Below are 23,009 nucleotides of genomic sequence, written 5' to 3'. Positions count from 1 at the left end.
CGTACAAGGGCCATCCTTGGCCCTTTATCGCGGGAACGCCTAGTTCTCTCGCGGCATCCATGCCGCTCGCTCCCCTCCGCGCGGATTCCGTTCGGCCTCCTGAAAGGGGCATTCGGTGGGGCCTGATAGCTTCTTCGTCAATAAACAAGCAACGCGTGCTTGTTCCGCTGTTTGCGAATTTTCAGGCGGCTCGGACTCGACTCCCCTTCAGGAGGCCGAGCGCAGGTGCTGCGCAGGGGGACGCGAGGCATGGACGCCGAGCGAGGAGCGAAGGGACAGGGACGTCCCTTCGCGACGGCCCCCGGAGCAGCGCCGGAGGGAGGGAAGTTTTGCGAAGCAAAACCCGGATGTCGGGGTGGCCTTCTTTTTGGTTACTTTTTCTTGGCCAAGCAAGAAAAAGTGATGCGCCGTGCAAGGCGCAACCTGTAGTCCGGGCCGAGGAAAGCGCGGCGCGCCCAACCTTCCGCCGAAGCCCACGACAGTCACGAGTTCCACAAGCCTTACATCCGACGCAACTGCCCGCCGCACAAACCAAGCCAGCGGCTCACCGCTGCGCCCGCACACAATGAGCCTGAGCCCATGCGCCTGATCCACACCTCCGACTGGCACCTCGGCCAGACCCTCCACGGCCAGGACCGCGACCACGAACACGCGCAGTTCCTCGCCTGGCTGCTCGACCAGCTGGTCGCCCACCGCGCCGACGCCCTGCTGATCGCCGGCGACGTGTTCGACACGGTCAACCCGCCACTCAAGGCCCAGGAGCGCCTCTACGACTTCATCGTCCGCGCCCACGAAAAGCTCCCGCAGCTGGACATCGTGATGATCGCCGGCAACCACGACTCGGGCGGGCGCATCGAGCTGCCGGCGCCGCTGATGAAGCGCCTCAATGCCCATGCCGTCGGCCGCATCAGCTGGGTCGCCGAGGGCCAGCTGGACCACCAGCGGCTGCTGGTGCCGCTGCACGACGCCGCTGGCAACACCGCCGCCTGGTGCCTCACCCTGCCCTTCCTGCGCCCGGCCGAGGTTACCGGAATGGCGCTGGGCGACGACTACATGGCCGGCATTCGTCAGGTGCATGAACGCCTCATCGCCGCCGCCGAGGCTGTGCGCCAGCCCGGCCAGGCGCTGGTTGCCATGAGCCATGCGCACATGGCCGGCGGCGCGGTGTCGGAGGAGTCCGAGCGCAATATCGTCATCGGCAATGCCGAGGCCCTGCCGGCCAGCCTGTTTCCCGAGTCCGTCGCCTACGTCGCCCTCGGCCACCTGCACAAGCCGCAGCAGGTCGCCGGGCAGGCACGCATCCGCTATAGCGGCTCGCCGCTGCCGCTGTCCTTCGCCGAGGTCAACTACCCCCATCAGGTGCTGCTGGTCGAACTCGACGGCGAGCAGCTGGCGCAGGCCGAAAGCCTGCCGGTGCCGCGCGCGGTGGAGATGATCCGCATCGGCCGCGCCCCGCTGGCCGAGGTGATCGCCGCGCTGGAGGCGCTGCCGCCCACCGGCCTGTTCGACGAACACCTGCCCTGGCTCGAGGTACGCGTACTGCTCGACGAACCGCTGCCGGACCTGCGCCAGCGCATCGAAACCGCGATAACCGGCAAGGCCTGCCGACTGGTGCGCATCGCCAGCGAATACGCCGGCAAGCGCGGCGAGACGGAATCGGAAGTGCTGCTCGGCCTCGACCAGATCACCCCGCAGGAACTGTTCGCCCGCGCCTGGGAAGAACAGTACGGCAACCCGGCGGATGAACAGGCGCTGGACGATTTCGCCACCTTGCTGCAACGCGTCGAGTTCGCCCATGCGGAGGATGACCGATGAAAATTCTCGCCATCCGCCTGAAAAACCTGGCCTCGCTGGCCGGCGAGCAGGTCATCGACTTCACCGCCGAACCGCTGGCCAGCGCCGGGCTGTTCGCCATCACCGGGCCCACCGGCGCTGGCAAGAGCACCATTCTCGACGCCCTGTGCCTGGCGCTGTTCGGCAGCACGCCGCGGCTGGACGGCGTGTCACCGCTGAACAAGGTCCCCGACGTGGAGGCCGAAATCGGCGGTGGCGACGAGCGCAACCTGCTGCGCCGCGGCTGCGGCAGCGGCTACGCCGAGGTCGATTTCGTCGGCGTCGACGGCCACCGCTACCGCGCACGCTGGGAGGTCAAGCGCGCCCGCGAGAAGATCGACGGCCGCCTGCAGGCCAGCAGCCAGAGCCTTACGGATCTCGACAGCGGCACGCTCCTGGCCAGCGGCAAGAAACGCGAATTCAAGGAATTGCTCGAAGCCCGCCTGGGGCTGACCCTGGCCCAGTTCACCCGCGCCGTGCTGCTGGCGCAAAGCGAGTTTTCCGCCTTCCTCAAGGCCGATGACAACGAGCGCGGCACCCTCCTGGAAAAGCTCACCGATACCGGCCTCTACAGCCGCCTCGGCCAGGCCGCCTTCGAAGCCGCCAAGGAGGCGAAGGAAGGCCTCGCCCGTCTGGAGCAGCAGGCCGGCGGCCTGCAGCCACTGGAGCCGGAGCAGCGTGACGAACTGGAGCGCGAACATCAGGCTCAGCTCGACGCGCTGAAAGCGCAGCAGCAGCAGCTCAAGGCGTTGGAAGCGCAGCGGCAATGGCTCAGCGAACTGCAGCGCCTGGAAAACGAGCGCGAAGCGGCATGCCAGCAACTGCAGGATGCCGAATACGAGCGCGAAAACCTCGCCGAGGCCCGGCGCATTCTCGACCTGTTCGAGCAACTGGCGCCGCAGCGCCATCGCTTCCTGCGCCTACAGGATCTCGGCCCGCTGCTGGACAAGGCCGCCGACAGCTTGGCGCGCCTGCAGCATGAGGAACAGGCCGTGCAGCAGCGCCTGGCCGAGCTGCAGAGCCAATGCAGCGCCGCCAGCGAGCAACTGCGTTCGGCCGAACAGGCGCGCCAGGACGCCGAACCGCGGCTGGCCCAGGCGCGCCGTGAAGAGGAACGCCTGCAGCATCTGAACGCCGACCTGACCACTATCCGCGAGGACAGCACCCGGGCCGATGCCGAGGTGACTGCGGGCGCAGCGACGCTCACGCAGCTCGCCGAGCGCCAGCAGCGCGCCGCGGCGGAACTCGCCGCGCTGAGCCAGCAACTGGGGCGCAGCGCCGCGCTGCAACCGCTGTGCAGCGCCTGGGACGGCTACCGCCCGCGTCTGCAACAGGCCGTGCAGCTGGCAGCACGGCTGCAGCAAGGTCAGGGCGAACTCCCGGCACTGGAAGCGCAGGCCAAGGCTGCCGAAACCCGGCAAAGCCTGGCCCGCGAGGCGCTGGACGCTCTACAGCATGAGCGCGGCAGCGAAGTCGGCCTGGCCGAACAGCTCGCCCAACTGCATGGGCAGTTGGACCAATGGCGCCAGGCCGAGCGCGAAACCGCGACCCTGCGCGAGCTTTGGTCTCAGCAACGCGGGCTCGAAACCAGCCGACGCGAACTGAGCGACGCCACCACCGGCCAGCAGGCGGAGCTGGACGGCCTGGTGCCGCTGGGCAAACAGGTCCGCGCCGAGCGCGACGCCGCCGAGCAGGCGCTGAACGTCACCCTCGCCTTGCTCGAACGCCAGCGCCTGGCGCGCAGCGCGAATGTCGAGGCGCTACGCGCCGCGCTGGTGCCGGGCGAGCCCTGCCCGGTCTGCGGCAGCCAGGAACATCCCTGGCATGCGGCCGATGCCATGCTCGCCGGCCTCGATCAGCAGGATGACCACGAGGCCGAACGCGCCCGCGAAGCGCTGCAGGCCCAGGACCAGCGCCTGCAGGAACTGCGCGACCGCCACGTCGCGCTGAACACCCAGTTGCGCCAGAGCCAGCAGCGTCAGAGCGAGGTCGAGGCGCAGCTGCAGACGCTGGCCCCGCGTCTGCACGCCCTGCCAGCGCATGCCGAACTGCTTCGCCAACCCGAAGGAACACGCGCGGACTGGCTGGAAGCCCAACTGGCGAACCTGAACCAGCAGATCGCCGATGCCAGCCGGCAGCAACAACAACTGCTCGGGTTGCAGCAGCGCAGCGAAACCCTGCAGCAAGCCTGGCAGGCCGCGCGCGAGGCCTGCGTCGAAGCGACCCAGCAGCTCGAGCGCCAGCGCGATGCCCTCGCCCGCGACGCCCAGCAGCTCGACGCAGAGCTGACGGCCTTCGCCGAGCTGCTACCGGCCGAGCGTCTGCAGCACTGGCGCGAAGATCCGGCGCAGACCTTTATGGAGCTGGACGCTGACATCGCCACGCGCCTGCAGCAACTGCAGGCGCAGACCGAGCTGGCCGATGAGCTGCGCCAGTGCGAGCAGCGCCGCAGCGACGAGCAGTTGCAACAACGCCATCGCCAGGAGAAACAGGCGAGCTGCCAGGCACGCCTGGCCGAACGCGAGAAGCTGCTGCTGGCCTGCCGGCAGGCACTGCAGACCAGCCTCGGCGAGCAGCCCAGCGCCAGCACCTGGCAGCAGCAACTGGACCTGGCCATCCAGACCGCGCGCCAGGCCCAGGTCGAAATCGAGCGCCAACTCAACGACGGCAGACTCGGCCTGACCCGCTTGCAGAGCGAACAGCAGAGCGGCCGCCAGCGCCACGCCGAACTGCAGCAGGAGCGCGACGCGCTGCAGGTCGAACTCGCCGCCTGGCGCAGCGCCCATCCGGCGCTGGACGACGCCACCCTCGCCCAGTTGCTGCAGATGGACGAGGCAATGCTGAGCGAGGCGCGCCAGCGCCTGCAGCAGAACGCCGAAACCCTGACTCGCTGTCGCGAGCGACTCGACGGCTGTCTCGCCCGACTGGCTAGCCATCAGCAGCAACAGACCGAGGCGCCTGAAGCCACGCAGCTGCAACAGGCACACGCCGAACAGCTGCAGCGCTGCGAACAGGCCGAGCAGCGCTGCGCCGAAACCCGCGCCGCGCTGCTCGACGACGACAAGCGCCGCCGCCAGAGCCACGCGCTGCTGGCACAGATCGACGAGGCGCGCGCCGAAATGCAGCGCTGGGGGCGTATCGCCGCGCTGATCGGCTCGAGCGACGGCGGCGCCTTCCGCAAGATCGCCCAGGCCTACAACCTCGACCTGCTGGTGCAGCACGCCAACGTGCAGCTGCGTCAGCTGGCCCGCCGTTATAGGCTCAAGCGCGGCGGAAGTCCGCTGGGCCTGCTGGTGATGGATACCGAGATGGGCGACGAGCTGCGCTCGGTGCATTCGCTGTCCGGCGGCGAGACCTTCCTCGTCTCGCTGGCCCTGGCACTGGGCCTGGCCTCGATGGCGTCGAGCAAGCTCAGGATCGAATCGCTGTTTATCGACGAGGGCTTCGGCAGCCTCGATCCCGAGTCGCTGCAGATCGCCATGGACGCGCTGGATTCGCTGCAGGCCCAGGGCCGCAAGGTGGCAGTGATCAGCCACGTGGCCGAGATGCACGAACGCATCCCGGTGCAGATTCAGGTGCAGCGCCAGGGCAACGGGCAGAGCGGGCTGAAGATCGTCGGCGGGCTGTCCTAGCGGTCGCCGGGCTGGCAGACCTTGCGGCCATTGGTCCGCTTGTGTTTCGCCAGCATCGGCCGTAAGGTTCGCGCGTTTTCTTATCCGCCCAGGTGTGCGCGACCAAAAGGTCGGCATTAAACGGGAAGCCGGTGCGCTCGAAGAGCAAGGCCGGCGCTGCCCCCGCAACGGTAATCGACCGTGATCCTCAGGGATCGCCGTCCGCTCGACAGCCACTGTGTTCCGACATGGGAAGGTGAGCGTGATGCGTGTCGAAAGCCCGGAGACCGGCCTGACGGATTCGACTGGTGTTGCGGAGGGCAGCACCGTCAAGCGCTGCTGCCCGTCATCCCGCGCTTGTTCCTGCCCTCCTCAAAAGTTTGCGATCTTTTGAGGAATTCCAAGAATGAAACTGTCCCGACTTGCCCTCGCCGTGGCGCTGCTGCCTGGCGTGCAGGTGTTTGCTGCCGATGCCGAGCAGGAACTGCCGAGCATGCTTATCACCTCGGCCCGCCAGGCCGAGCCCCGCGCCCAGGCCACTGCAGCCAATACCGTCTTCACTCGCGCCGATATCGAACGCCTGCAGGCACGCAACGTGCCCGAGCTGTTGCGTCGGGTCCCGGGCGTGCAGGTGAGCAGCGCCGGTGGCTTGCCATCGCTGTCGCTGCGCGGCACCGGAACCGCGCAAACACTGGTACTGGTCGACGGCCAACGCATTGCTTCAGCCACCAGCGGCTTCGCCCGTCTCGACTACCTGGCTATCGACAACATCGAGCGTGTCGAAGTGATCCGTGGGCCGCGCTCCTCGCTTTACGGCGCGGATGCCATTGGTGGCGTCATCCAGATCTTTACCCGTCGCGGCAAACCCGGAATAAATCCGGAAGTCCGCTTGGCCGCCGGCAGCGACCAGACCTTTCAGCGCAGCCTGAGCCTGGCAGCAGGAACGGAGCAGACTCGCGTCCACCTCGGCGCCAGCCTCGATGAGCGCGACGGCTTCGACATCACCCGCGACAATCGCGGCGCTGACCAAGACAACGATGGCCAGCGCAACAAGGCCCTGCACTTGAAGCTGGATCACCAGTTCGATGCGGACTGGAAAGCCGGCCTGAGTCTCAACGACCAGCGCGGCAAGAACGAGTATGACGATGCCTACGAGTTCGCCCCGGGCACGCCGCAGGACGAGTTTCGTGTCAGCAGCTACAGCGGTTATTTGGACGGCCAGCTAAGCGACGTCTGGAACAGCCGTCTGGAGCTGGGTCGCAGCTTCGATCGCAACCGCGCGGTCGGCTCCAACTACAACGACGGTCTGCTGGAGACCACCCGCCACTCTGCAGCCTGGATCAACCGTTTGCAGCTGAGCGAGCGCCAGCAGCTTAGCGCGGGCAGCGACTGGTACGAGGACCGCCTCGATGCCACCACCGCCTACCAGGAAGACAGCCGCGACAATCTCGCCTTTTTTGCTCAGCACAGCTTCCAGGGCGAACACTTCGGCACCGAACTGGGTCTGCGTCACGACGACAACCAGCAGTTTGGCAGCCACAACAGCTGGAACGCAGCCTTCAGCCTGCCGGTAGGTCAGTCGCAGCGCTGGATTCTGAGCTATGGCGAAGGCTTCCGCGCCCCGACGTTCACCGACCTCTACGCACCGCCCGCCTGGGGTCCCAATCCGGACCTGAAGCCGGAGACTTCGAAGACGTACGAATTGCAATGGCGCGGCGAATTCGAAGAGACCCAACTGGAAGCCTCCCTTTATCGCACCGATGTCGAAGACATGATTGCCTGGGGTGGAACCCGGATGGAAAACGTCAGCCAGGCACGGATCAACGGTTTCGAAGCCAGCGCGGCGCGTGAGCTGTTGGGCTGGCAGGCGAGCCTCGGCGTTAGCATCATCGATCCGCGCGACCGGGATAGCGGCCATACTCTGGCGCGACGGGCAAAGCGCACACTCAGCATCGACCTTGATCGTACGTTCGGCGCGCTTTCGGCTGGCGCCGGTTGGCACGTTTCCAGCGCCCGTTACGACACCATCGCAAACACCCGCGAGCTGTCCGGCTATGGGGTCTTCGACCTAAGAGCAGCCTGGCAGAGCCATCCCGAGTTGCGCTGGGAGGCGAAGGTCAACAATCTGTTCGATCGCGACTATGCACTGGCGACCTATAACCGCCCAGACGGAGCTAACTGGTGGGATCCGTCGCAGAATTACGGCTATCACGAGGCGGCGCGAACCCTGCTGTTCGCCGTCACCTGGACTCCATCACTGTAATCGCGTCTACCGGCGCGCCCGCTCAGGGCGCTGCCGCCATCACCTCGCAGAGCTTCCGGATCGCCCCCAGCATCTGGAAGCTCGGGCGCTCCAGGCCCTTGTCGGGCACTTCCAGCAATCGCCCGTTGCGCACGGCATCTAGCTGTGGCCAGGCCTGCCATTCGTCCAGCTGCGCCCCGCTACCGGCCAGGATGACTTCCGGGTCGCGGGCGAGCACCGCTTCGATGCTCACCTGCGGCGCGGCCAGGGTCAGGTCGGCGAAGACGTTGCGCCCGCCACACACCTCGATCGCTTCGCTGATGATCTGCTGCCCGCCGAGGGTATACAGCGGGCGGTTCCAGACCTGGTAGAACACCCGCAACGGCTGTTCACGGGCGTAGGCTGTGCGCAGCTCGGCGAGGCCGGCGCGAAACGCCTCGGCCAGGCGCTCGCCCTGCTCCGTGCGGCCGACCGCCTGGCCGATCACCCTGAATTGCTCGGCCAGCCCGTCGAGGCGAGTCTGCGCCACCACCAGCACGGGAACACCGAACTGCTGCAGCTGCTCGCGCTGGCTGCGCGGCACGCTGTCCGGCCAGAGCAGGACCAGATCGGGGCGCAGGCTGAGCAAGGTCTCCATCTCGACCTGGCCATAACGCCCCACCGATGGCATCTGAGCCAGGGCCGCAGGACGTTCGCCGCCGTCCAGCACACCGGCCAGGCGGTCTACGGCATCGAGTTCCAGCATGATTTCGCTGAGCGAGGGCGCCAGGCTTACTACCCGCTGCGCGGCCACCGCAGGCAAGGTGGCCAGCAGCGCCAGAGCGGCGAGCAAAAGGTGACGCATCAGTGAAGCTGCCGCGGAATACGGTAGAGCACCAGCAGCACCAGGCTGCCGAATACCAGCAACAGGCGGGCCACCGGTTCCATGCCCAGCAGCGCCCCGGCGGCGGCGAACCAGGCCGGCAGCGAGGCGATCAGCAGGCCGCGACGGCGGAGGCGACGCAAGCGTGCCCAGGCGTCGGCCTCCATAGGGCTTTCCAACGCCTGCTCGATGGCAATCAGTGCGTGCTTGAAGGCGGTGAAGGCCGGCAGGCTGAAGAACAGCGAGACCAGGCCGGCAGCGAAAAGAGGCAGGCCCCAGTCAATGCGCAGTGCCGGTGCACGGCCCAGCACCAGCACCGGCATCACCATCAGGAGGGTGTGCAGCCAGCCGTCACGCGCGAGCTGGCGGCGAACGGCGAGGCGGTTCACGACTGCTCGGCTTCGCCCTGGTGGATCTCGCCGAGCATGTGGCCGAGTTTGCCGGCCTTGGTGGCGAGGTACTTGCGGTTGTGCGGGTTGTGCGCGACCTGCAGCGGCTTGCGCTCGGCCACGCGGATGCCGAAGCCTTGCAGCGCCTTGACCTTGCGCGGGTTGTTGGTCATCAGCTTGATCTCGGCGATACCCAGGTGCTCGAGCATCGGCAGGCAGATGCCGTAGTCACGCATGTCCGGGGCGAAGCCCAGGCGCTCGTTGGCCTCGACGGTATCGGCGCCGGCGTCCTGCAGTTCGTAGGCGCGGATCTTGTTCAGCAGGCCGATGCCGCGTCCTTCCTGACGTAGATAGAGCAGCACGCCGCGACCTTCGTCGGCAATCGCGCGCAGCGCCGCTTCCAGCTGGAAGCCGCAGTCACAGCGCAGGCTGAACAGAGCATCGCCGGTCAGGCATTCGGAATGCAGACGCCCAAGCACCGGCTTGCCATCGGCCACGTCGCCGAGGGTCAGCGCGACATGTTCCTTGCCAGTGTCCTGGTCGAGAAAACCATGCATGGTGAACACGCCGAACGGTGTCGGCAGTTGGGAAGCGGCGACGAACACGACAGACACGGGCGGAAATCCCAGGCGGCAGAAAAGCGGACACTATAACACTAACCGGGGGCACATCTGGCTGAAGAGTTCGCCGTCGAGCGTGTCTATCGTGCCGTGCAGGCGGATCAGCCTGAACTCAGGAGGTCTTCGACTCCAGCACCAGCACGCCCTGCTCCTCGCGCCAGCTGACCCGACCGAGAAAGCTCATGCCGAGCAGCGCCTCGGTGGGTGAGCCGCCCTCGACGACGACGGCCTCGACGCCAAGCACTTCGATCGCGCCGACCTTGACGCTGTTCAGGTGCACGCGCCAGGCCTTGGCCGTGCCGCTGGCGGTGCTCACCACCATCGGCCGGCCGTTGACACGATAGTCGATGCCCAAGCGACGAGCCTGATGCTCGTTGATCGCCACCGAGGTGGCGCCGGTATCGACGAGGAACTGGATCGACTGGCCATTGATCGCACCGGCAATCCAGTAATGGCCGCCGGTGCCCTTGGCCACGCTCAGCTGGGTCTTGCTCGGCGCTGCATAGGCGCCGCTGTATTCACGGCTCAGGTTGTAGTGACGCTCGACGCCGTCGACCCGCAGCACCGCGCCGCTGGCATCGGCGCTGACCACCTGGACGCCACCCGGCCCGGTCTGCCCGACCCTGACCAGCTTGCGCTGGCCGTCGACGTTGACCACCGCAGCGCCCGGAAACAGCCCGACCACTTGCACCATGGAGGCGGCCTGCGCCAGCGCGGGCAGGAGCAACAGGCTGGCGAACAGAACGGAGACGCTACGCATGGCTATTTCTTCCTCGAAACCGGGCCCGGGGCGAACGCCGATCATCCTTCAATGGCCGACCGCCTGCAGCGACCGGACGCACAATCAAACCAACAGCGCCACCAGTCCCTGCATGACCGCCCAGGCGGCGACCCCGGCGAGGACATCGTCGAGCATGATGCCCACCCCACCATGAATATGCCGATCCACCCAGCTGATCGGCCAGGGCTTGGCGATATCCATCACGCGAAACACCACGAAGCCGAGCAGCAGCCAGTACCAGCCCTCCGGCACCAGCCAGAAGGTGATCCAGATGCCGACGAACTCATCCCAGACGATGCCTTCGTGGTCGTGCACGCCGAGTTCGCGCGCCACCTTGCCGCACAGCCAGACGCCGAACAGCATGGTCAAGCCGAGCATCAGCAGATAACCCCAGCCTGGCAGCAACTGCCACAGCGGCACGAACGGCAGCGCTACCAGCGAACCCCAGGTGCCCGGCGCCTTGGGCATCAGTCCGGAACCGAAGCCGAACGCCAGGTTGTGCCAGGGATCGGACCAGACCAGAGTTTGCGGCTTGGCCGCGACCGGCGAGGTATCAGTCAAAACAGCGTTCCTTCTCGGATTGATCGCGGGCTGAGCAGGCCCGCAACGCCCTCATGGATTGAAATGGTTGTAGCCGCGTTCGGACACGGCCACCTCGTTGCCCGCCGCGTCCAGCAGCTGCACCCCCTGCCCCGCCGTCACCCGGCCGATGACCTGCACCGGCCAGCCGGCAGCCTGCAGCGGCGCCAGTTCGGCAGGCGGCAGGGTGAAGGCCAGCAGGTAGTCGTCGCCGCCAGCCAGCGCGCAACGCAGCGCTTCGGCGTCGCCAGCGAAACGGCGCAGCGGCTCGGACAACGGCAGCCGATCACGCTCGATCTGCAAGGCCACGCCCGAAGCCTTGGCAATATGCCCACAATCAGCCAGCAGCCCGTCGGAGATATCCAGCGCCGCCGTGGCCTTGCCTCGTAGCACCTCGCCCAGGGCCAGCTGAGGCTGTGGCGACCAGTAGCGCGCCAGCAGGTGTTCGGCGACATCCGCATCGGCTTCCGCCTGACCAAGCACCAGGGGCAGCGCTCCGGCTGCTTCGCCCAGCACACCACCGACGCAGAGCAGATCACCGGTCTGCGCGCCGGCGCGGGTCAGCGCCTGCCCGGCCGGCACGCGGCCGAACACCGTTACCGTCAGGCACAGCGGGCCACGGGTGGTATCGCCGCCAATCAGACGCAGGCTGCAGTCGAGCGCCATGGCATCCAGTCCACGGGCGAACTCGGCGAGCCAGAGCGGATCGCCGCTCGGCAGGCTCAGGGCAAGGGTGAAGCCGATGGGTATGGCGCCCATGCCGGCCAGGTCGCTGGCGGCGACGGCCAAGGCGCGCTGGCCGAGCAGAAACGGATCGCAGGGATCAGGGAAATGCACGCCGGCGACCAGCGTGTCGGTGGATACCGCCAGCTGCTCACCAGTGGGAATCTTCAACAGGGCGCAATCATCGCCGATGCCGAGAACGACTTCGCCGCCGGCCCTGGCGCAAGCGGCGGCGGCGAAGTAGTGACGGATCAGCTCGAACTCACCCAGCAAGGCGAGCGGCCCTCAGCGCTTGTGGTTGCGCACTTCGGCGCTGCGCAGCGAGGGGGCCAGCTTGTCCAGCACGCCGTTGACGAACTTGTGTCCGTCGGTGGCGCCGTAGACCTTGGCCAGCTCGATGCCTTCGTTGATGACCACGCGGTACGGCACGTCGATGCGCTGCATCAGCTCGTAGGTCGACAGGCGCAGGATGGCCAGCTCCACCGGATCGAGCTCGTCCAGCGGACGGTCGAGATTCGGCGCAATGGCCTGGTCGACCTCGGTCTTCTTGCGCGCCACGCCGTTGAGCAGTTCGTGGAAGTAGGCACCGTCGACACCGCTGAAATCGTTGTCGACGCGGAACTGCGCCTCGATCTCGTTGAGGCTCTGACCGGCCATGTGCCACTGATACAACGCCTGCATCGCCAGGCTGCGCGCGACCCGGCGCGTGGCGATCTTGCCCTTGGCCTTGGGCTGCGGTGCGTCCTGGCTATCGTCGTGATTCAGGCTCACTTCGCCTCCAGCTGCGAAAGCAGGCTCACCATTTCCAGTGCGGAGAGTGCGGCTTCGGCGCCCTTGTTACCGGCCTTGGTGCCGGAACGCTCGATGGCCTGTTCGATGGAATCGACGGTCAGCACGCCAAAGGCAACCGGTACGCCGAACTCCATGGAGACCTGGGCCAGGCCCTTGGTGCACTCACCGGCGACGTATTCGAAGTGCGGCGTACCACCGCGGATGACCGCGCCAAGGGCGATGATGGCGTCGTATTCACCCTGCTGCGCGACCTTCTGCGCGACCAGCGGAATCTCGAAGGCACCCGGTGCACGGATGATGGTGATGTCGTTTTCGCTGACGCCGTGGCGAACCAGCGCGTCGACCGCGCCGCTGACCAGGCTCTCGACGACGAAGCTGTTGAAGCGGCCTACGACCAGGGCGTATTTGCCCTGCGGGGCGATGAAGGTTCCTTCGATGGTCTTCAGGGGCATGGTACAAATCTCGTATAGCGTTAAAGAGCTTATGGACAAAACAGGACAGCCCTACGGAGCAGCGCGTAGCGAGCGCAGGACAGACAAGGCGAAAGCAGGTGAGGCGGCGGAGTTTACCGAGGTAAATGAGCAAGCCTCGCCTGTTTTCAACGCAGTATGTCCAAGCGCAGTAGCGCGGCACCCTTACTCAGCGGGCAGGTATTCTACAACTTCCAGATCGAAGCCGGATATCGCGTTGAACTTCATCGGCGCGCTCATCAGGCGCATCTTGCGCACGCCCAGGTCACGCAGGATCTGCGAACCGGCGCCGACGGTGCTGTAGGTGGCCGGGGTCGGCGGCTGCTGACGGGTCAGCTGCGCCAGCAGCTGCGGGCCGGTCAGCGGATTGCCGAGCAGCAGCACCACGCCCTTGCCGGCCTTGGCCACCTCGCTCATCGCCGCGCGCAGGCTCCAGCGACCCGGCACGGTGACCAGCAGCAGATCACGCAGCGGCTCCATGTTGTGTACGCGCACCAGGGTCGGCTCTTCCGGGGAAATCTCACCGCGGGTCAGCGCCATGTGCACGGTGTCCTCGACGCCGTCGCGGTAGGTGACCAGGTTGAACTGGCCCAGCTCGGTTTCCAGCGGCTGCTCGGAAACCCGCTGCACGGTACGCTCGTGGATCATGCGGTAGTGGATCAGGTCGGCGATGGTGCCGATCTTCAGCCCGTGCTGCTCGGCGAACAGCTCGAGCTCCGGCCGGCGGGCCATGGTGCCGTCGTCGTTCATGATCTCGCAGATCACGCCGCTGGCCTCGAACCCGGCCATGCGCGCCAGGTCACAGGCAGCCTCGGTGTGGCCGGCACGCGCCAGCACGCCGCCCGGTTGCGCCATCAGCGGAAAGATGTGGCCAGGGCTGACGATGTCCTCGGCCTTGGCATTCTTCGCCACCGCGGCCTGCACGGTACGCGCGCGGTCGGCCGCGGAAATGCCGGTGGTCACCCCTTCGGCGGCCTCGATGGAAACGGTGAACTTGGTGCCGAAGCCCGAGCCGTTGCGCGGCGCCATCAGCGGCAGCTTGAGCAGCTCGCAGCGTTCGCGGGTCATGGGCATGCAGATCAGGCCGCGGGCGAAGCGCGCCATGAAATTGATGTGCTCGGCGGTCACGCACTCGGAGGCGACAATGATGTCGCCCTCGTTCTCGCGGTCCTCGTCATCCATGAGGATGACCATCTTGCCGGCGCGGATGTCTTCGATCAGTTCTTCAGCGGTATTGAGCGCCATCGGGCGTCTCCTCAATTCTTCAGGTAGCCGTGCTCGGCGAGAAAACCTTCGGTGAGCCCCGAGGCCTTGGGTTCGGCGGCCTTGTCGCCCATCATCAGGCGCTCCAGGTAACGCGCCAGCAGGTCGACCTCCAGGTTCACCTGCCGCCCGGGGCGGTAGTCGTCCATGATGGTTTCGCCGAGGGTGTGCGGCACGATGGTCAGCTCGAATTCGGCGCCGTTGAGCGCATTGACCGTGAGGCTGGTGCCATCCACGGTGATCGACCCCTTGAGCGCGATGTACTTGGCCAGCTCGCGCGGCGCGCGGATGCGGAACTGCACGGCGCGGGCATTATCTTCCCGTGCCACGACCTCGCCGACGCCATCGACGTGGCCGCTGACCAGATGGCCGCCGAGGCGGCTGGTGGGGGTCAGGGCCTTTTCCAGGTTGACCCGGCTGCCGGCCTTGAGATCGATGAAGGCGGTGCGCGCCAGGGTTTCGCGGCTGACGTCGGCCCAGAAGCCGTTGCCCGGCAGCTCAACCACCGTCAGGCAGACGCCGTTGACGGCGATGCTGTCGCCCAGCTTGACGTCGCCCAGATCCAGCTTGCCGGTTTCGACCAGCACGCGGACATCGCCGCCCTTGGGTGTGAGCGCACGGATGGTGCCGATGGCTTCGATTATTCCGGTGAACATGTGGCCTCCCGTGGAAGGCGGGTAAAACGCTGCATACGACGAACTCCTGTTTCTGAAAAACAGGGCGCTACGGATCGATAGGGATGCATGACGGGTGCACGGACGGCGCCCATCGGAATATCCCGCTCTCTCTCATCCGGACTATACCGTCGGCCCCGGAATCACACCGGGTCTGCTGACCTTGCCGAAGCAAGCGCTCGCGGGCTAGACGCGATTGAAAGCTACTGCGCGCAGAGCATGCTGCGTTGTGCTCCTCCTCGAAGTGCTCATTTACCAAGGCCTCGTTGCCCCCAGTAAAGCCCGCCTTCTCGTCGAATCACGCCTTGCCTGCTCAGCGCTCGCTACGCTTTCATCCTAGTAACTGCGCCATTACCGCCGGTGGGGAATCGCACCCCGCCCTGAGAACGTTGGGCCGTTTGCGGCCCGGCAGCGTTTTTAACACAAATAGCGACGCGGGGCAGCCCGTTATCGCCCGGTAGCAGCTATCTGAATGCAAGACGCAGCCTATCGGCGGACACCGCCGACACGGGTTGCCGATCAGTTGGCCGGGCGCGCCAGGATCTTCCAGTCCTCGCCCACCGCCCGGATGTCGACGATCTTCAACTCGCGCGCCTCGCTCATACGCTCGAGCGGAAGCTCCAGCAGCGGCCGCGCCGAGGAGCCGAGAAACTTGGCCGCCATGAACACCTGGTACTCGTCGATCAGGCCGAGGCTGGCGAACGCACCGACCAGCCGCGGTCCGGCCTCGACCAGCACCTCGTTGGCACCACGAGCAGCCAGCTCGCGCAGCAGCGCGCTCAGGTCGACCCGCTCCTGCCCCAGCACCAGCGCCTCGTGGCCGGCGCGACGATAGGTCTCCTCGCAGCCGGCGACCACCGTGACGACCAGCGCCGGACCAGCCTGAAAGAACGGCGCATCCAGCGGCACGCGCAGCCGGCCATCGACCAGCACCCGCAGCGGCGGGCGCTGCAGCGCTAGCGCAGTGGTTTCCGCGTCCAGCCCCAATTCGGCGCCGCGCACGGTCAGCCGCGCGGCATCCATCAGCACGGTGTCGGCGCCGGTCAGCACCACGCTGGAGCGGGCGCGCAGGCGCTGCACCTCGGCACGCGCCGCCGGGCCGGTGATCCACTGGCTCTCGCCGCTGGCCATCGCCGTGCGCCCGTCCAGGCTCATCGCCAGCTTGGCGCGCACGTATGGCAGACCGCTTTCCATGCGCTTGATAAAGCCCGCATTGAGTTCCCGCGCCTCGGTCTCCAGCACACCGCTGGCAACTTCGATACCGCCGCTGCGCAGCAGCTCCAGACCATTCCCGGCGACCTGCGGATTGGGGTCCTGCATGGCCGCCACCACGCGTCCGACCCCGGCCTTGACCAGCGCTTCGGCACAGGGCGGCGTGCGCCCGTAATGGCTGCAGGGTTCGAGGGTGACGTAGGCGGTGGCACCGCGGGCGCGCTCGCCGGCCTGGCGCAGCGCATGGACCTCGGCATGCGGCTCGCCGGCGCGTACGTGCCAGCCCTCACCGACCAGCTCGCCATCGGCGACGATGACGCAGCCGACCCGCGGGTTCGGATGGGTCGAATAAAGGCCCTTGCGCGCCAACTGCAGCGCCCGGGCCATCCAGGCGTGATCGGCCGTCATTCGGGCTTGGCCGGCTCGCGGGACAGCCGCTCGATTTCCTCGCGGAACTCGTTGAGGTCCTGGAAGCGGCGGTAGACCGAGGCAAAGCGGATATAGGCGACCTCGTCGAGCTTCTGCAGCTCGGCCATCACCAGCTCGCCGAGCACGCGCGACTTGATCTCGCGCTCGCCGGTGGCGCGCAGCTGATGCTTGATATGGGCGATCGCCGCTTCCAGGCGCTCGACGCTGACCGGACGTTTTTCCAGCGCACGCTGCATGCCGGCGCGCAGTTTCTGCTCGTCGAACGGCTGGCGACTGCCGTCGGACTTGATCAGTCGCGGCATCACCAGCTCGGCGGTTTCGAAGGTGGTGAAGCGCTCGCCACAGGCCAGGCACTCGCGGCGGCGGCGCACCTGATCGCCCTCGGCGACCAGGCGGGAATCGATGACCTTGGTGTCGTGGGCACCGCAGAAGGGACAATGCATGGGGCTGGAATCGGTCGTACGTCGGGACGGCCATGGTAGCGCATCCGACCGGCAAGACAAGGCGACGGCTTTGCTGCTATACAAGCCCGCAATCGCCGTTCAGGAGGCCGTCCGTGCCATCACGCTTTATCGTTCTGTCCGCCCTGCTGACGCTGCTCGCCGGCTGCGGCAGCCAACCCAGCGAACCACCGACGGCTCCCGTCGAGCTGAGCACCGCACCCCACTCCAAACTGCTCAACGAACTGAGCGGCAGCCTGATCGGCGCACCGGCCGGCAGCGACGTGGAGCTGGCGCTCTTGGAGGTCGACCGTCGCGACCAGCCCGACCGCCTGCTCAGCAACGTGCAGCTCAAGGGCCGCGACGGTGAGCTGCCGTTCATCCTCCAGTTCAACCCCGACGCCTTCCCGGCCGGCCAGCGCGTCGAGCTACGCGGCCGCGTCACGCGAGCCGGCCAGTTGATCATGCGCCTGCCGCCGCGCACCATATCGAGTGCCGCCAGCCAGGCGCTCGGCCCGCTGCAGCTGGTTCCGGCACCGTGAGCGCACCGGCGCAGCTGCAGGCCGCGCTGCACGAACTGCTGGGCGATGCCCGCCTGGTCGCCGAGACGCTGCCGGGCACCGAGCTGCGCCTCTGGCTGATCAATGCCGCCAACATGGATCGCGCCTTCAGCCCCGAGGAAACCCGGCGCATTCTCGACGAGCCACCCTATTGGTGTTTCTGCTGGGCCAGCGGGCTGGTCCTGGCCCGCTGGCTGGCCGAGCGCCCGGACTGGGTGCGCGGCAAGCGCGTGCTGGATTTCGGCGCGGGTTCCGGCGTAGCCGCCATCGCCGCGGCCAAGGCAGGAGCCGCCGAGGTGGTGGCCTGCGACCTGGACCCGCTGGCACTCGCCGCCTGCCGGGCGAACGCCGCGCTCAACGGTGTCGAGCTACGCTATTCGCAGGACTTCTTCGGCGAAGCGGATCGCTTCGATCTGATCCTCGTCGCCGATGTGCTCTACGACCGCGCCAACCTGCCGCTGCTGGACCAGTTTCTCAGCCGAGGCCGGGAAGCGCTGGTGGCCGACTCCCGCGTGCGGGACTTCGCCCATCCGCTGTACCGGCGCCTGGCCGTACTCGATGCGTGCACCTGGCCGGATCTGGCAGAGCCGGCGGAGTTTCGCCAGGTGAGCCTCTACCACGCGACGCGCTAGCCATACGGAGACACCATGAGCGAGGAAAGTCTGCGCCTGTTCTTCGCCCTGCCCTGCCCGCCCGAGCAGGCGACGGCCATCTGCGCCTGGCGTGACGGTCAGGCATTCGACGGGCGCCCGGTGGCCGAAGCCAATCTGCACATGACCCTGGCCTTTCTCGGTGCCCAGCCGAAAGAGCGGCTGGATGCGCTGCTGACCATGGCATCAGGCATCGAGGGGACGGCATTCGACCTCCGGCTGGACCGGCTCACCACCATCGGCAAGGGCTTCATCTGCCTGCAACCGAGCACGACGCCGCAGGCCCTGTCGAGGCTGGTCGCTACCCTTGCCGAGCATCTGGCCGCGCTAGGCGTGGTGCTCGACAGCCGGCCCTTCCTCCCGCACCTGACGCTGGCCCGCCAGGCCCGCAGCCGACCGAGCGGCGCCGCGCCGGGCTTCGCCTGGCACGCCGACCACTTCGGCCTCTATCTGTCGACGGCAACGCCGGGCGGCGTGCGCTACGACGCGCTGGGACGCTGGCCGCTGGCAGCGCCATAGCGACCGTCACATGGCCTGCTCAGCGCGGCACTTCGATGAGAAAGCGGAACAGCGGACCGTGCTGCTCCACCGCCAGGCAGTTGTAACCCTTGGCCGTGGCGTCCTCTGGAATGCCGTGCACCGACTGCGAACAGTCCGTCACCACTTCCAGCAACTGCCCAGGCTGCATGGTCGCCAGGGTTTCCAGCGTGGCGATGGCGTTGTACGGGCAGTGCTCGCCACGCAGATCAAGCGAGAGATTCGGTTTGGCCTGGCTCACGGGCAGGACTCCTTTTCGGTTGGAAACGACGTGCGTTGAGGTGCACCAGCAGCATGGCCACGGCCAGCCCGGCGAAGGTCAGCAGCAACCCGCTGGCCGGGCCGAAGCTCTCCAGCAGACTGATCTTCGGATAGGGCAGCGCCAGCGACGTGCCGAGCTCGTCCCAGTAGACCGCCACCAGCGTGCCGCCGATGACATTACCGACGCCGACCACCCAGAAGTGCACCTGCCCTTCCATGGCGCGATACATCCAGCCGGTTTCGCAGCCGCCGGCAACGACGATACCGATGCCGAACAGCACGCCGCCGAGAATCGCGTTCGGCCCCATCCAGAAAATCTTCGGGCTTGCCCCCAGCGCGATGGCACCGAACGTACCGACGCAGGCCACCGCCATGCCGAGCAGGATGCCGTAGGCCGCGCGGGTTCGGCCGGTGGTCCAGAGGTCGCGCGCGGCGCTGGTGAAGCAGATCTGCGCCCGCTCGATCAGCCCGCCGAACAACAAGCCGAACAGCACCGCCATGCCCAGCACCAGCGAGGTATCGAAGCGCCAGGCGGCGAATGCGATGGCCAGCACCGCCACCCCGGTGCCGAGGCGCGCCTGCAAAGAGGCCCGCCGCCGCGTGCCTTCCACGTCACCGAACAGCGAACTGGCCTGGCTACCGACCTTCAGCGGCGTGCGCAGCCAGGGCAGCAGGCAGATCTTCACGCCGATCCAGGCGCCGCCCACGGTGGCCAGCATGAAAGCCCAAGCATGCAGCGAGAACATTGGAATGCCGGTGAAGAAGGCCGCCAGGTTGCAGCCCATGGCCAGACGCGCACCGAAGCCAGCGATGATGCCGCCGATCAGGCCCTGCAGCAGGCGCCGTCTGCTGGTCGGCCAGCGCAGGCTGACGTTGTTTGCCCACAGCGCCGCACAGAGCGCGCCAAGCAGCATGCCGATAATCATCACGCCGTCGATGCGATCGAGCGGCGTACCGGACAGGCCGATCAGCTTGAAATAGCCCCACTCCTGCGGGCTATAGCCGAACCAGGAAATGATGTGCCCGCCCCAGCGGGTGAACTCGCCGGTGACGGCCCAGAAGGTCCCGGTGATGGCGAAGTAGTAGGCGGAGGCGACACCCAGCGCGACGAGCGCCGGCAGGGGCGACCAGAAGCGCACGAGATAGCGCTCCCGGAAATCGGAGAGAACGGACATGTGAAGCTCCTTATGACGCGCGACTGCAAACGCCGCACCGGTCTAGGAAAAGGGTTTCGCCTCGGCGAGGCGATCGCGATGCCGCGTCGTAGAGGCGGCGCAACCATAGACCAATGGCATCCATCGCGCGAGCTCTTGCTTCTCGCCGGCGGCGACCCCACTTACCATGCACAGCTTCCCAGTCACCCGTCGCCGACGAGAATTCCGATGAGCCAGACGCCCTATATCTTCGATGTCACCACCGCCAGTTTCGAACAGCTGGTGCTCGAGAACTCGTTCCACAAGCCGGTGCTGGTGGATTTCTGGGCCGAATGGTGCGCGCCATGCAAGGCGCTGATGCCCTTGCTGGCAAAGATCGCCGAGGAATACCAGGGCGAGCTGCTGCTGGCCAAGGTCAACTGCGACATCGAGCAGGAGGTCGTTGCCCGCTTCGGCATCCGCAGCCTACCCACCGTGGTGCTGTTCAAGGACGGCCAGCCGGTGGACGGTTTCGCCGGTGCGCAGCCGGAATCCGCGATTCGCGCCATGCTCGAGCCTCACGTACAGGCCCCGACAACGCCACAGGGCAATCTGCTGGAAAGCGCTGAGGCGGCCTTCGCCGAAGGCCGTTTTGCCGACGCCGAGGCGCAGCTGCAGCAGCTGCTCAGCGAGGACAACGAAAACGCCGCCGGCCTGATCCTGTACGCGCGCTGCCTGGCCGAACGCGGCGAGCTGGGCGAGGCGGAAACCGTGCTCAATGCCGTGAAGGGCGATGAGCACAAGCAGGCACTGGCCGGCGCGCGCGCGCAACTGACGTTCCTGCGTCAGGCCAATGACCTGCCCGATGCCGCCACGCTGAAGAGCCGCCTGGCGCAGAACGGCGAGGATGACGAGGCGGCGTACCAGCTGGCCGTCCAGCAGCTGGCGCGGCAGCAGTATGAAGCGGCGCTGGACGGGCTGCTCAGGCTGTTCGTGCGCAACCGAAGCTATGCCGACGGGCTGCCGCACAAGACCCTGCTGCAGGTCTTCGACCTGCTCGGCAACGACCATCCGCTGGTGACGCTGTATCGCCGCAAGCTCTATCAGGCGATCTACTGATCCCGGCCGCCGCTGGTGGCGAGCCCGTCAGGCGGGCTCGCCGATCCAGTGATAGCAGGCCGAATCGGCGCCATGCTCGACCCGTACCTCGTCGCAATGACGCAGCCGCACCAGCAACCGCTTGGCCAGCTGCGCGCTCCCGGTGATCGCCTCCAGCTCGGCGAACAACTGCGGCCCTTCCAGCTTCCCGGCACTGCGCAGGCATTCCCGGGCGCTGTGCCAGAGGGCATCGGCCGGCGGCGAAGCCGCCGTTGCAGGCCGCCCGACCGAGCTGATCTCGACGGCGCCCAGCCCACGCGCCAGGCCCGACCAGTCCTGTTCGCCCAGTTCGATTTCCAGATCGACCGGCCAGTCCCCTATGCGTCCGCGGATTCGGATCATGCTATCCCTCCTGAAATATGCGTTCATGCTCACATGCACGGACCGCGCTGGCCAGCCAAGCGGCAAAGTTGTTATAACGTAACAGACCTTGCCAATGGAGCTGACCATGCGCCACTTACTGCTCGCCGTACCCGTGCTTCTGTTGCCCCTGAGCTACAGCCAAGCACATGAAGATCATCATCACGAACATGAAGAAGCTGCCAGCCTCGGCGCCCACGAACATGGTGCGGCTCGCCTGAACGCCGCGCTGGATGGCAAGCGTCTTGAACTGGAGTTCATCAGCCCGGCCATGAACCTGGTCGGCTTCGAACACGCCCCCGCCACGCCAGCGGACGAAGCGAAGATCGCCGAGGCGCGGGCCCAACTCGAGCAACCGGCGACACTGTTCGGCCTGCCAAAGGCTGCCGCCTGCGTGGTGAGCGAACAGCAGCTGCATGGCGAACTGCTCGGCTCGGCCCATGCCGGTTACCAGCGCCGCGATCAGGACGAAGACCACCAGCACGAACACAGCCATGCCGCCGCAGCCGAACACGGCGGCCATAGCGATATCGAGGCGAGCTACCAGTTCGATTGCAGCGATCCGGGGGCACTACAGGCGCTGGATCTCAAGGGCCTGTTCGAACGTTTCCCCGGCACGGAGAAGATTCAGGTACAACTGATCGGCCCCAACGGCCAACAGGGCGCGGAACTGACCCCGGCGCGCACGCAGCTGCCTTTCTGAACCAGCACTGGACATCGATGACCGCTCCACTTCTCGCAATCGACAACCTCGGCTTCGCCTGGCCACGCCAGGCCGAGCTGCTGGACATCCCCTGCTTTCGCCTCGAACGCGGCGAGAGCCTGTTTCTCAAAGGCCCCTCGGGCAGCGGCAAGACCACCCTGCTCGGTCTGATCGGCGGCGTGCAGAAGGCCGCGCGCGGCAGCGTGCGCCTGCTCGACCGCGACCTCGGCAGCCTGTCGGCCGGCGCCCGTGATCGCTTCCGCGTAGATCACACCGGCTACATCTTTCAGCAGTTCAACCTGCTGCCCTTTCTCTCGGTACGCGAAAACGTCGGTCTGCCCTGCCACTTCTCGCGCCTGCGCGCCGAGCGTGCGCGCAAACGACATGGTAGTACCGACGCCGCCGCGGCCAGCCTGCTGGAGCACCTGGGGCTGGCACCGGAGCTGTTCGAGCGGCGGGCCGATGCGCTGTCCATCGGCCAGCAGCAGCGCGTGGCTGCCGCCCGAGCGCTGATCGGCCAGCCCGAGTTGGTCATCGCCGATGAACCGACCTCGGCACTGGATGCGGACAGTCGCGAAGCCTTCCTGCAATTGCTGTTTTCCGAGTGCCGGGCGGCGGGTGCCAGCCTGCTGTTCGTCAGCCATGATCAGAGCCTCGCACCGCTGTTCGACCGCAGCCTGTCGCTGGCCGATCTCAATCGCGCCGCACGCGCGCCGGAGTGCTGAGC

24 protein-coding genes and 1 riboswitch are annotated in these 23,009 nt (G+C 66.9%); of the genes, 9 read left to right on the top strand and 15 right to left on the bottom strand.

Going from position 1 to position 23,009, the window contains the following annotated elements; all coding sequences use genetic code 11:
• The first annotated feature begins 579 nt into the window (after window positions 1–579).
• The 3 genes from OUY36_RS04040 to OUY36_RS04030 all read left to right on the top strand — a co-directional run bounded on the left by OUY36_RS04040 (window position 580) and on the right by OUY36_RS04030 (window position 7,707).
• Window positions 580–1,815: an exonuclease SbcCD subunit D C-terminal domain-containing protein gene (locus OUY36_RS04040; RefSeq protein WP_267936863.1), complete on the top strand. Its 1,236-nt coding sequence runs from the start codon at window positions 580–582 to the stop codon at window positions 1,813–1,815.
• Window positions 1,812–5,465 carry an AAA family ATPase gene (locus OUY36_RS04035; RefSeq protein ID WP_267936859.1) on the top strand — a complete coding sequence of 1,218 codons (3,654 nt, stop codon included), beginning with the start codon at window positions 1,812–1,814 and terminating at the stop codon, window positions 5,463–5,465. Before OUY36_RS04040 ends, OUY36_RS04035 begins: the two co-directional genes overlap by 4 nt.
• A gap of 72 nt (window positions 5,466–5,537) precedes the next feature.
• Window positions 5,538–5,754, top strand: a riboswitch (cobalamin riboswitch).
• 96 nt (window positions 5,755–5,850) lie between these two features.
• Entirely contained in the window at window positions 5,851–7,707 is a 1,857-nt protein-coding gene (locus tag OUY36_RS04030; RefSeq protein ID WP_267936856.1) for a TonB-dependent receptor domain-containing protein, read from the top strand.
• 22 nt (window positions 7,708–7,729) lie between these two features.
• Here OUY36_RS04030 and OUY36_RS04025 read toward each other — a convergent pair whose 3' ends face one another.
• From OUY36_RS04025 to nrdR, 12 genes are all read right to left on the bottom strand, one after another.
• Window positions 7,730–8,530, bottom strand: coding sequence for a cobalamin-binding protein (locus tag OUY36_RS04025; protein ID WP_267936853.1), 801 nt, complete (start codon window positions 8,528–8,530; stop codon window positions 7,730–7,732).
• Window positions 8,530–8,937: a hypothetical protein gene (locus OUY36_RS04020; protein WP_267936850.1), complete on the bottom strand. Its 408-nt coding sequence runs from the start codon at window positions 8,935–8,937 to the stop codon at window positions 8,530–8,532. The genes OUY36_RS04025 and OUY36_RS04020 overlap by 1 nt, the downstream gene beginning before the upstream one ends.
• The gene (gene ribA, locus OUY36_RS04015) at window positions 8,934–9,551 is read right to left on the bottom strand and encodes a GTP cyclohydrolase II (protein ID WP_063544111.1); all 618 of its coding nucleotides are present in this window, start codon (window positions 9,549–9,551) and stop codon (window positions 8,934–8,936) included. The genes OUY36_RS04020 and ribA overlap by 4 nt, the downstream gene beginning before the upstream one ends.
• A gap of 118 nt (window positions 9,552–9,669) precedes the next feature.
• On the bottom strand, window positions 9,670–10,317 hold the full coding sequence (locus OUY36_RS04010) for a retropepsin-like aspartic protease family protein (protein ID WP_095460581.1): 648 nt from the start codon (window positions 10,315–10,317) through the stop codon (window positions 9,670–9,672).
• A gap of 84 nt (window positions 10,318–10,401) precedes the next feature.
• The gene (locus tag OUY36_RS04005; protein WP_102840442.1) at window positions 10,402–10,899 is read right to left on the bottom strand and encodes a phosphatidylglycerophosphatase A family protein; all 498 of its coding nucleotides are present in this window, start codon (window positions 10,897–10,899) and stop codon (window positions 10,402–10,404) included.
• Window positions 10,900–10,950: 51 nt separating this feature from the next.
• Window positions 10,951–11,913, bottom strand: a complete 963-nt coding sequence (gene thiL, locus OUY36_RS04000; RefSeq protein WP_102840441.1) for a thiamine-phosphate kinase — start codon at window positions 11,911–11,913, stop codon at window positions 10,951–10,953.
• A 12-nt stretch (window positions 11,914–11,925) separates the two neighbouring features.
• Window positions 11,926–12,411, bottom strand: coding sequence for a transcription antitermination factor NusB (gene nusB / locus OUY36_RS03995; protein WP_011912029.1), 486 nt, complete (start codon window positions 12,409–12,411; stop codon window positions 11,926–11,928).
• Window positions 12,408–12,884 carry a 6,7-dimethyl-8-ribityllumazine synthase gene (ribH, locus tag OUY36_RS03990; protein WP_011912028.1) on the bottom strand — a complete coding sequence of 159 codons (477 nt, stop codon included), beginning with the start codon at window positions 12,882–12,884 and terminating at the stop codon, window positions 12,408–12,410. The genes nusB and ribH overlap by 4 nt, the downstream gene beginning before the upstream one ends.
• 183 nt (window positions 12,885–13,067) lie before the next feature.
• A complete protein-coding gene (gene ribBA / locus OUY36_RS03985) occupies window positions 13,068–14,147 on the bottom strand; it encodes a bifunctional 3,4-dihydroxy-2-butanone-4-phosphate synthase/GTP cyclohydrolase II (RefSeq protein ID WP_011912027.1) in 1,080 nt (359 codons plus the stop codon).
• 11 nt (window positions 14,148–14,158) lie between these two features.
• The gene (locus OUY36_RS03980; protein ID WP_181119586.1) at window positions 14,159–14,821 is read right to left on the bottom strand and encodes a riboflavin synthase; all 663 of its coding nucleotides are present in this window, start codon (window positions 14,819–14,821) and stop codon (window positions 14,159–14,161) included.
• Window positions 14,822–15,358: 537 nt separating this feature from the next.
• On the bottom strand, window positions 15,359–16,459 hold the full coding sequence (gene ribD, locus OUY36_RS03975; protein WP_267936837.1) for a bifunctional diaminohydroxyphosphoribosylaminopyrimidine deaminase/5-amino-6-(5-phosphoribosylamino)uracil reductase RibD: 1,101 nt from the start codon (window positions 16,457–16,459) through the stop codon (window positions 15,359–15,361).
• Window positions 16,456–16,923, bottom strand: a complete 468-nt coding sequence (gene nrdR / locus OUY36_RS03970) for a transcriptional regulator NrdR (protein WP_003304016.1) — start codon at window positions 16,921–16,923, stop codon at window positions 16,456–16,458. Before nrdR ends, ribD begins: the two co-directional genes overlap by 4 nt.
• Before the next feature lie 113 nt (window positions 16,924–17,036).
• Between nrdR and OUY36_RS03965 the strand changes: the two genes are divergently transcribed.
• The 3 genes from OUY36_RS03965 to thpR are packed head-to-tail and all read left to right on the top strand — an operon-like array spanning window position 17,037 to window position 18,649.
• Window positions 17,037–17,462 (top strand): YbaY family lipoprotein, encoded by a 426-nt coding sequence (locus OUY36_RS03965; protein WP_267936833.1) that lies wholly within the window; start codon window positions 17,037–17,039, stop codon window positions 17,460–17,462.
• Window positions 17,459–18,112 (top strand): class I SAM-dependent methyltransferase, encoded by a 654-nt coding sequence (locus OUY36_RS03960; RefSeq protein ID WP_267936831.1) that lies wholly within the window; start codon window positions 17,459–17,461, stop codon window positions 18,110–18,112. The genes OUY36_RS03965 and OUY36_RS03960 overlap by 4 nt, the downstream gene beginning before the upstream one ends.
• Window positions 18,113–18,127: 15 nt before the next feature.
• Entirely contained in the window at window positions 18,128–18,649 is a 522-nt protein-coding gene (gene thpR, locus OUY36_RS03955; RefSeq protein ID WP_125842092.1) for an RNA 2',3'-cyclic phosphodiesterase, read from the top strand.
• Window positions 18,650–18,668: 19 nt separating this feature from the next.
• Here the strand turns inward: thpR and yedF are convergent, their stop codons facing one another.
• On the bottom strand, window positions 18,669–18,908 hold the full coding sequence (gene yedF / locus OUY36_RS03950; protein WP_013981735.1) for a sulfurtransferase-like selenium metabolism protein YedF: 240 nt from the start codon (window positions 18,906–18,908) through the stop codon (window positions 18,669–18,671).
• Complete coding sequence (yedE, locus tag OUY36_RS03945; RefSeq protein WP_267936828.1) at window positions 18,877–20,103, bottom strand: selenium metabolism membrane protein YedE/FdhT; 1,227 nt, start codon at window positions 20,101–20,103, stop codon at window positions 18,877–18,879. Before yedE ends, yedF begins: the two co-directional genes overlap by 32 nt.
• 207 nt (window positions 20,104–20,310) lie before the next feature.
• On the opposite strand from yedE, the gene trxA reads away from it, so the two are divergent.
• Window positions 20,311–21,180, top strand: a complete 870-nt coding sequence (gene trxA, locus OUY36_RS03940) for a thioredoxin (protein WP_267936826.1) — start codon at window positions 20,311–20,313, stop codon at window positions 21,178–21,180.
• Window positions 21,181–21,207: 27 nt separating this feature from the next.
• Here the strand turns inward: trxA and OUY36_RS03935 are convergent, their stop codons facing one another.
• Window positions 21,208–21,561 (bottom strand): hypothetical protein, encoded by a 354-nt coding sequence (locus OUY36_RS03935; protein WP_267936824.1) that lies wholly within the window; start codon window positions 21,559–21,561, stop codon window positions 21,208–21,210.
• Between the two features lie 94 nt (window positions 21,562–21,655).
• Here OUY36_RS03935 and OUY36_RS03930 point away from each other — a divergent pair, with 94 nt between their 5' ends.
• Both OUY36_RS03930 and OUY36_RS03925 read left to right on the top strand, forming a co-directional pair.
• Window positions 21,656–22,282: a DUF2796 domain-containing protein gene (locus OUY36_RS03930; protein WP_267936822.1), complete on the top strand. Its 627-nt coding sequence runs from the start codon at window positions 21,656–21,658 to the stop codon at window positions 22,280–22,282.
• 17 nt (window positions 22,283–22,299) lie between these two features.
• Window positions 22,300–23,007 (top strand): ABC transporter ATP-binding protein, encoded by a 708-nt coding sequence (locus OUY36_RS03925; RefSeq protein ID WP_014595789.1) that lies wholly within the window; start codon window positions 22,300–22,302, stop codon window positions 23,005–23,007.
• Window positions 23,008–23,009 lie beyond the last annotated feature (2 nt).

The organism is Stutzerimonas sp. R40042 (genome assembly GCF_026642215.1).
GTDB classification, from domain to species: domain Bacteria; phylum Pseudomonadota; class Gammaproteobacteria; order Pseudomonadales; family Pseudomonadaceae; genus Stutzerimonas; species Stutzerimonas frequens.
The sequence above is the reverse complement of the archived record's forward strand: the minus strand, read 5'-3'. Positions and strand labels throughout refer to the sequence as shown.

Bases quoted from the DNA above. Each gene is read 5' to 3' on its own strand.
- OUY36_RS04025 (WP_267936853.1), bottom strand. From the start codon at position 8,530: ATGCGTCACCTTTTGCTCGCCGCTCTGGCGCTGCTGGCCACCTTGCCT.
- ribD (WP_267936837.1), bottom strand. From the start codon at position 16,459: ATGACGGCCGATCACGCCTGGATGGCCCGGGCGCTGCAGTTGGCGCGC.
- nrdR (WP_003304016.1), bottom strand. From the start codon at position 16,923: ATGCATTGTCCCTTCTGCGGTGCCCACGACACCAAGGTCATCGATTCC.
- ribBA (WP_011912027.1), bottom strand. From the start codon at position 14,147: ATGGCGCTCAATACCGCTGAAGAACTGATCGAAGACATCCGCGCCGGC.
- OUY36_RS03980 (WP_181119586.1), bottom strand. From the start codon at position 14,821: ATGTTCACCGGAATAATCGAAGCCATCGGCACCATCCGTGCGCTCACA.
- thpR (WP_125842092.1), top strand. From the start codon at position 18,128: ATGAGCGAGGAAAGTCTGCGCCTGTTCTTCGCCCTGCCCTGCCCGCCC.
- OUY36_RS04010 (WP_095460581.1), bottom strand. From the start codon at position 10,317: ATGCGTAGCGTCTCCGTTCTGTTCGCCAGCCTGTTGCTCCTGCCCGCG.
- OUY36_RS04040 (WP_267936863.1), top strand. From the start codon at position 580: ATGCGCCTGATCCACACCTCCGACTGGCACCTCGGCCAGACCCTCCAC.
- OUY36_RS03935 (WP_267936824.1), bottom strand. From the start codon at position 21,561: ATGATCCGAATCCGCGGACGCATAGGGGACTGGCCGGTCGATCTGGAA.
- ribH (WP_011912028.1), bottom strand. From the start codon at position 12,884: ATGCCCCTGAAGACCATCGAAGGAACCTTCATCGCCCCGCAGGGCAAA.
- yedE (WP_267936828.1), bottom strand. From the start codon at position 20,103: ATGTCCGTTCTCTCCGATTTCCGGGAGCGCTATCTCGTGCGCTTCTGG.
- OUY36_RS03930 (WP_267936822.1), top strand. From the start codon at position 21,656: ATGGAGCTGACCATGCGCCACTTACTGCTCGCCGTACCCGTGCTTCTG.
- OUY36_RS03925 (WP_014595789.1), top strand. From the start codon at position 22,300: ATGACCGCTCCACTTCTCGCAATCGACAACCTCGGCTTCGCCTGGCCA.
- OUY36_RS04030 (WP_267936856.1), top strand. From the start codon at position 5,851: ATGAAACTGTCCCGACTTGCCCTCGCCGTGGCGCTGCTGCCTGGCGTG.
- OUY36_RS04035 (WP_267936859.1), top strand. From the start codon at position 1,812: ATGAAAATTCTCGCCATCCGCCTGAAAAACCTGGCCTCGCTGGCCGGC.
- trxA (WP_267936826.1), top strand. From the start codon at position 20,311: ATGAGCCAGACGCCCTATATCTTCGATGTCACCACCGCCAGTTTCGAA.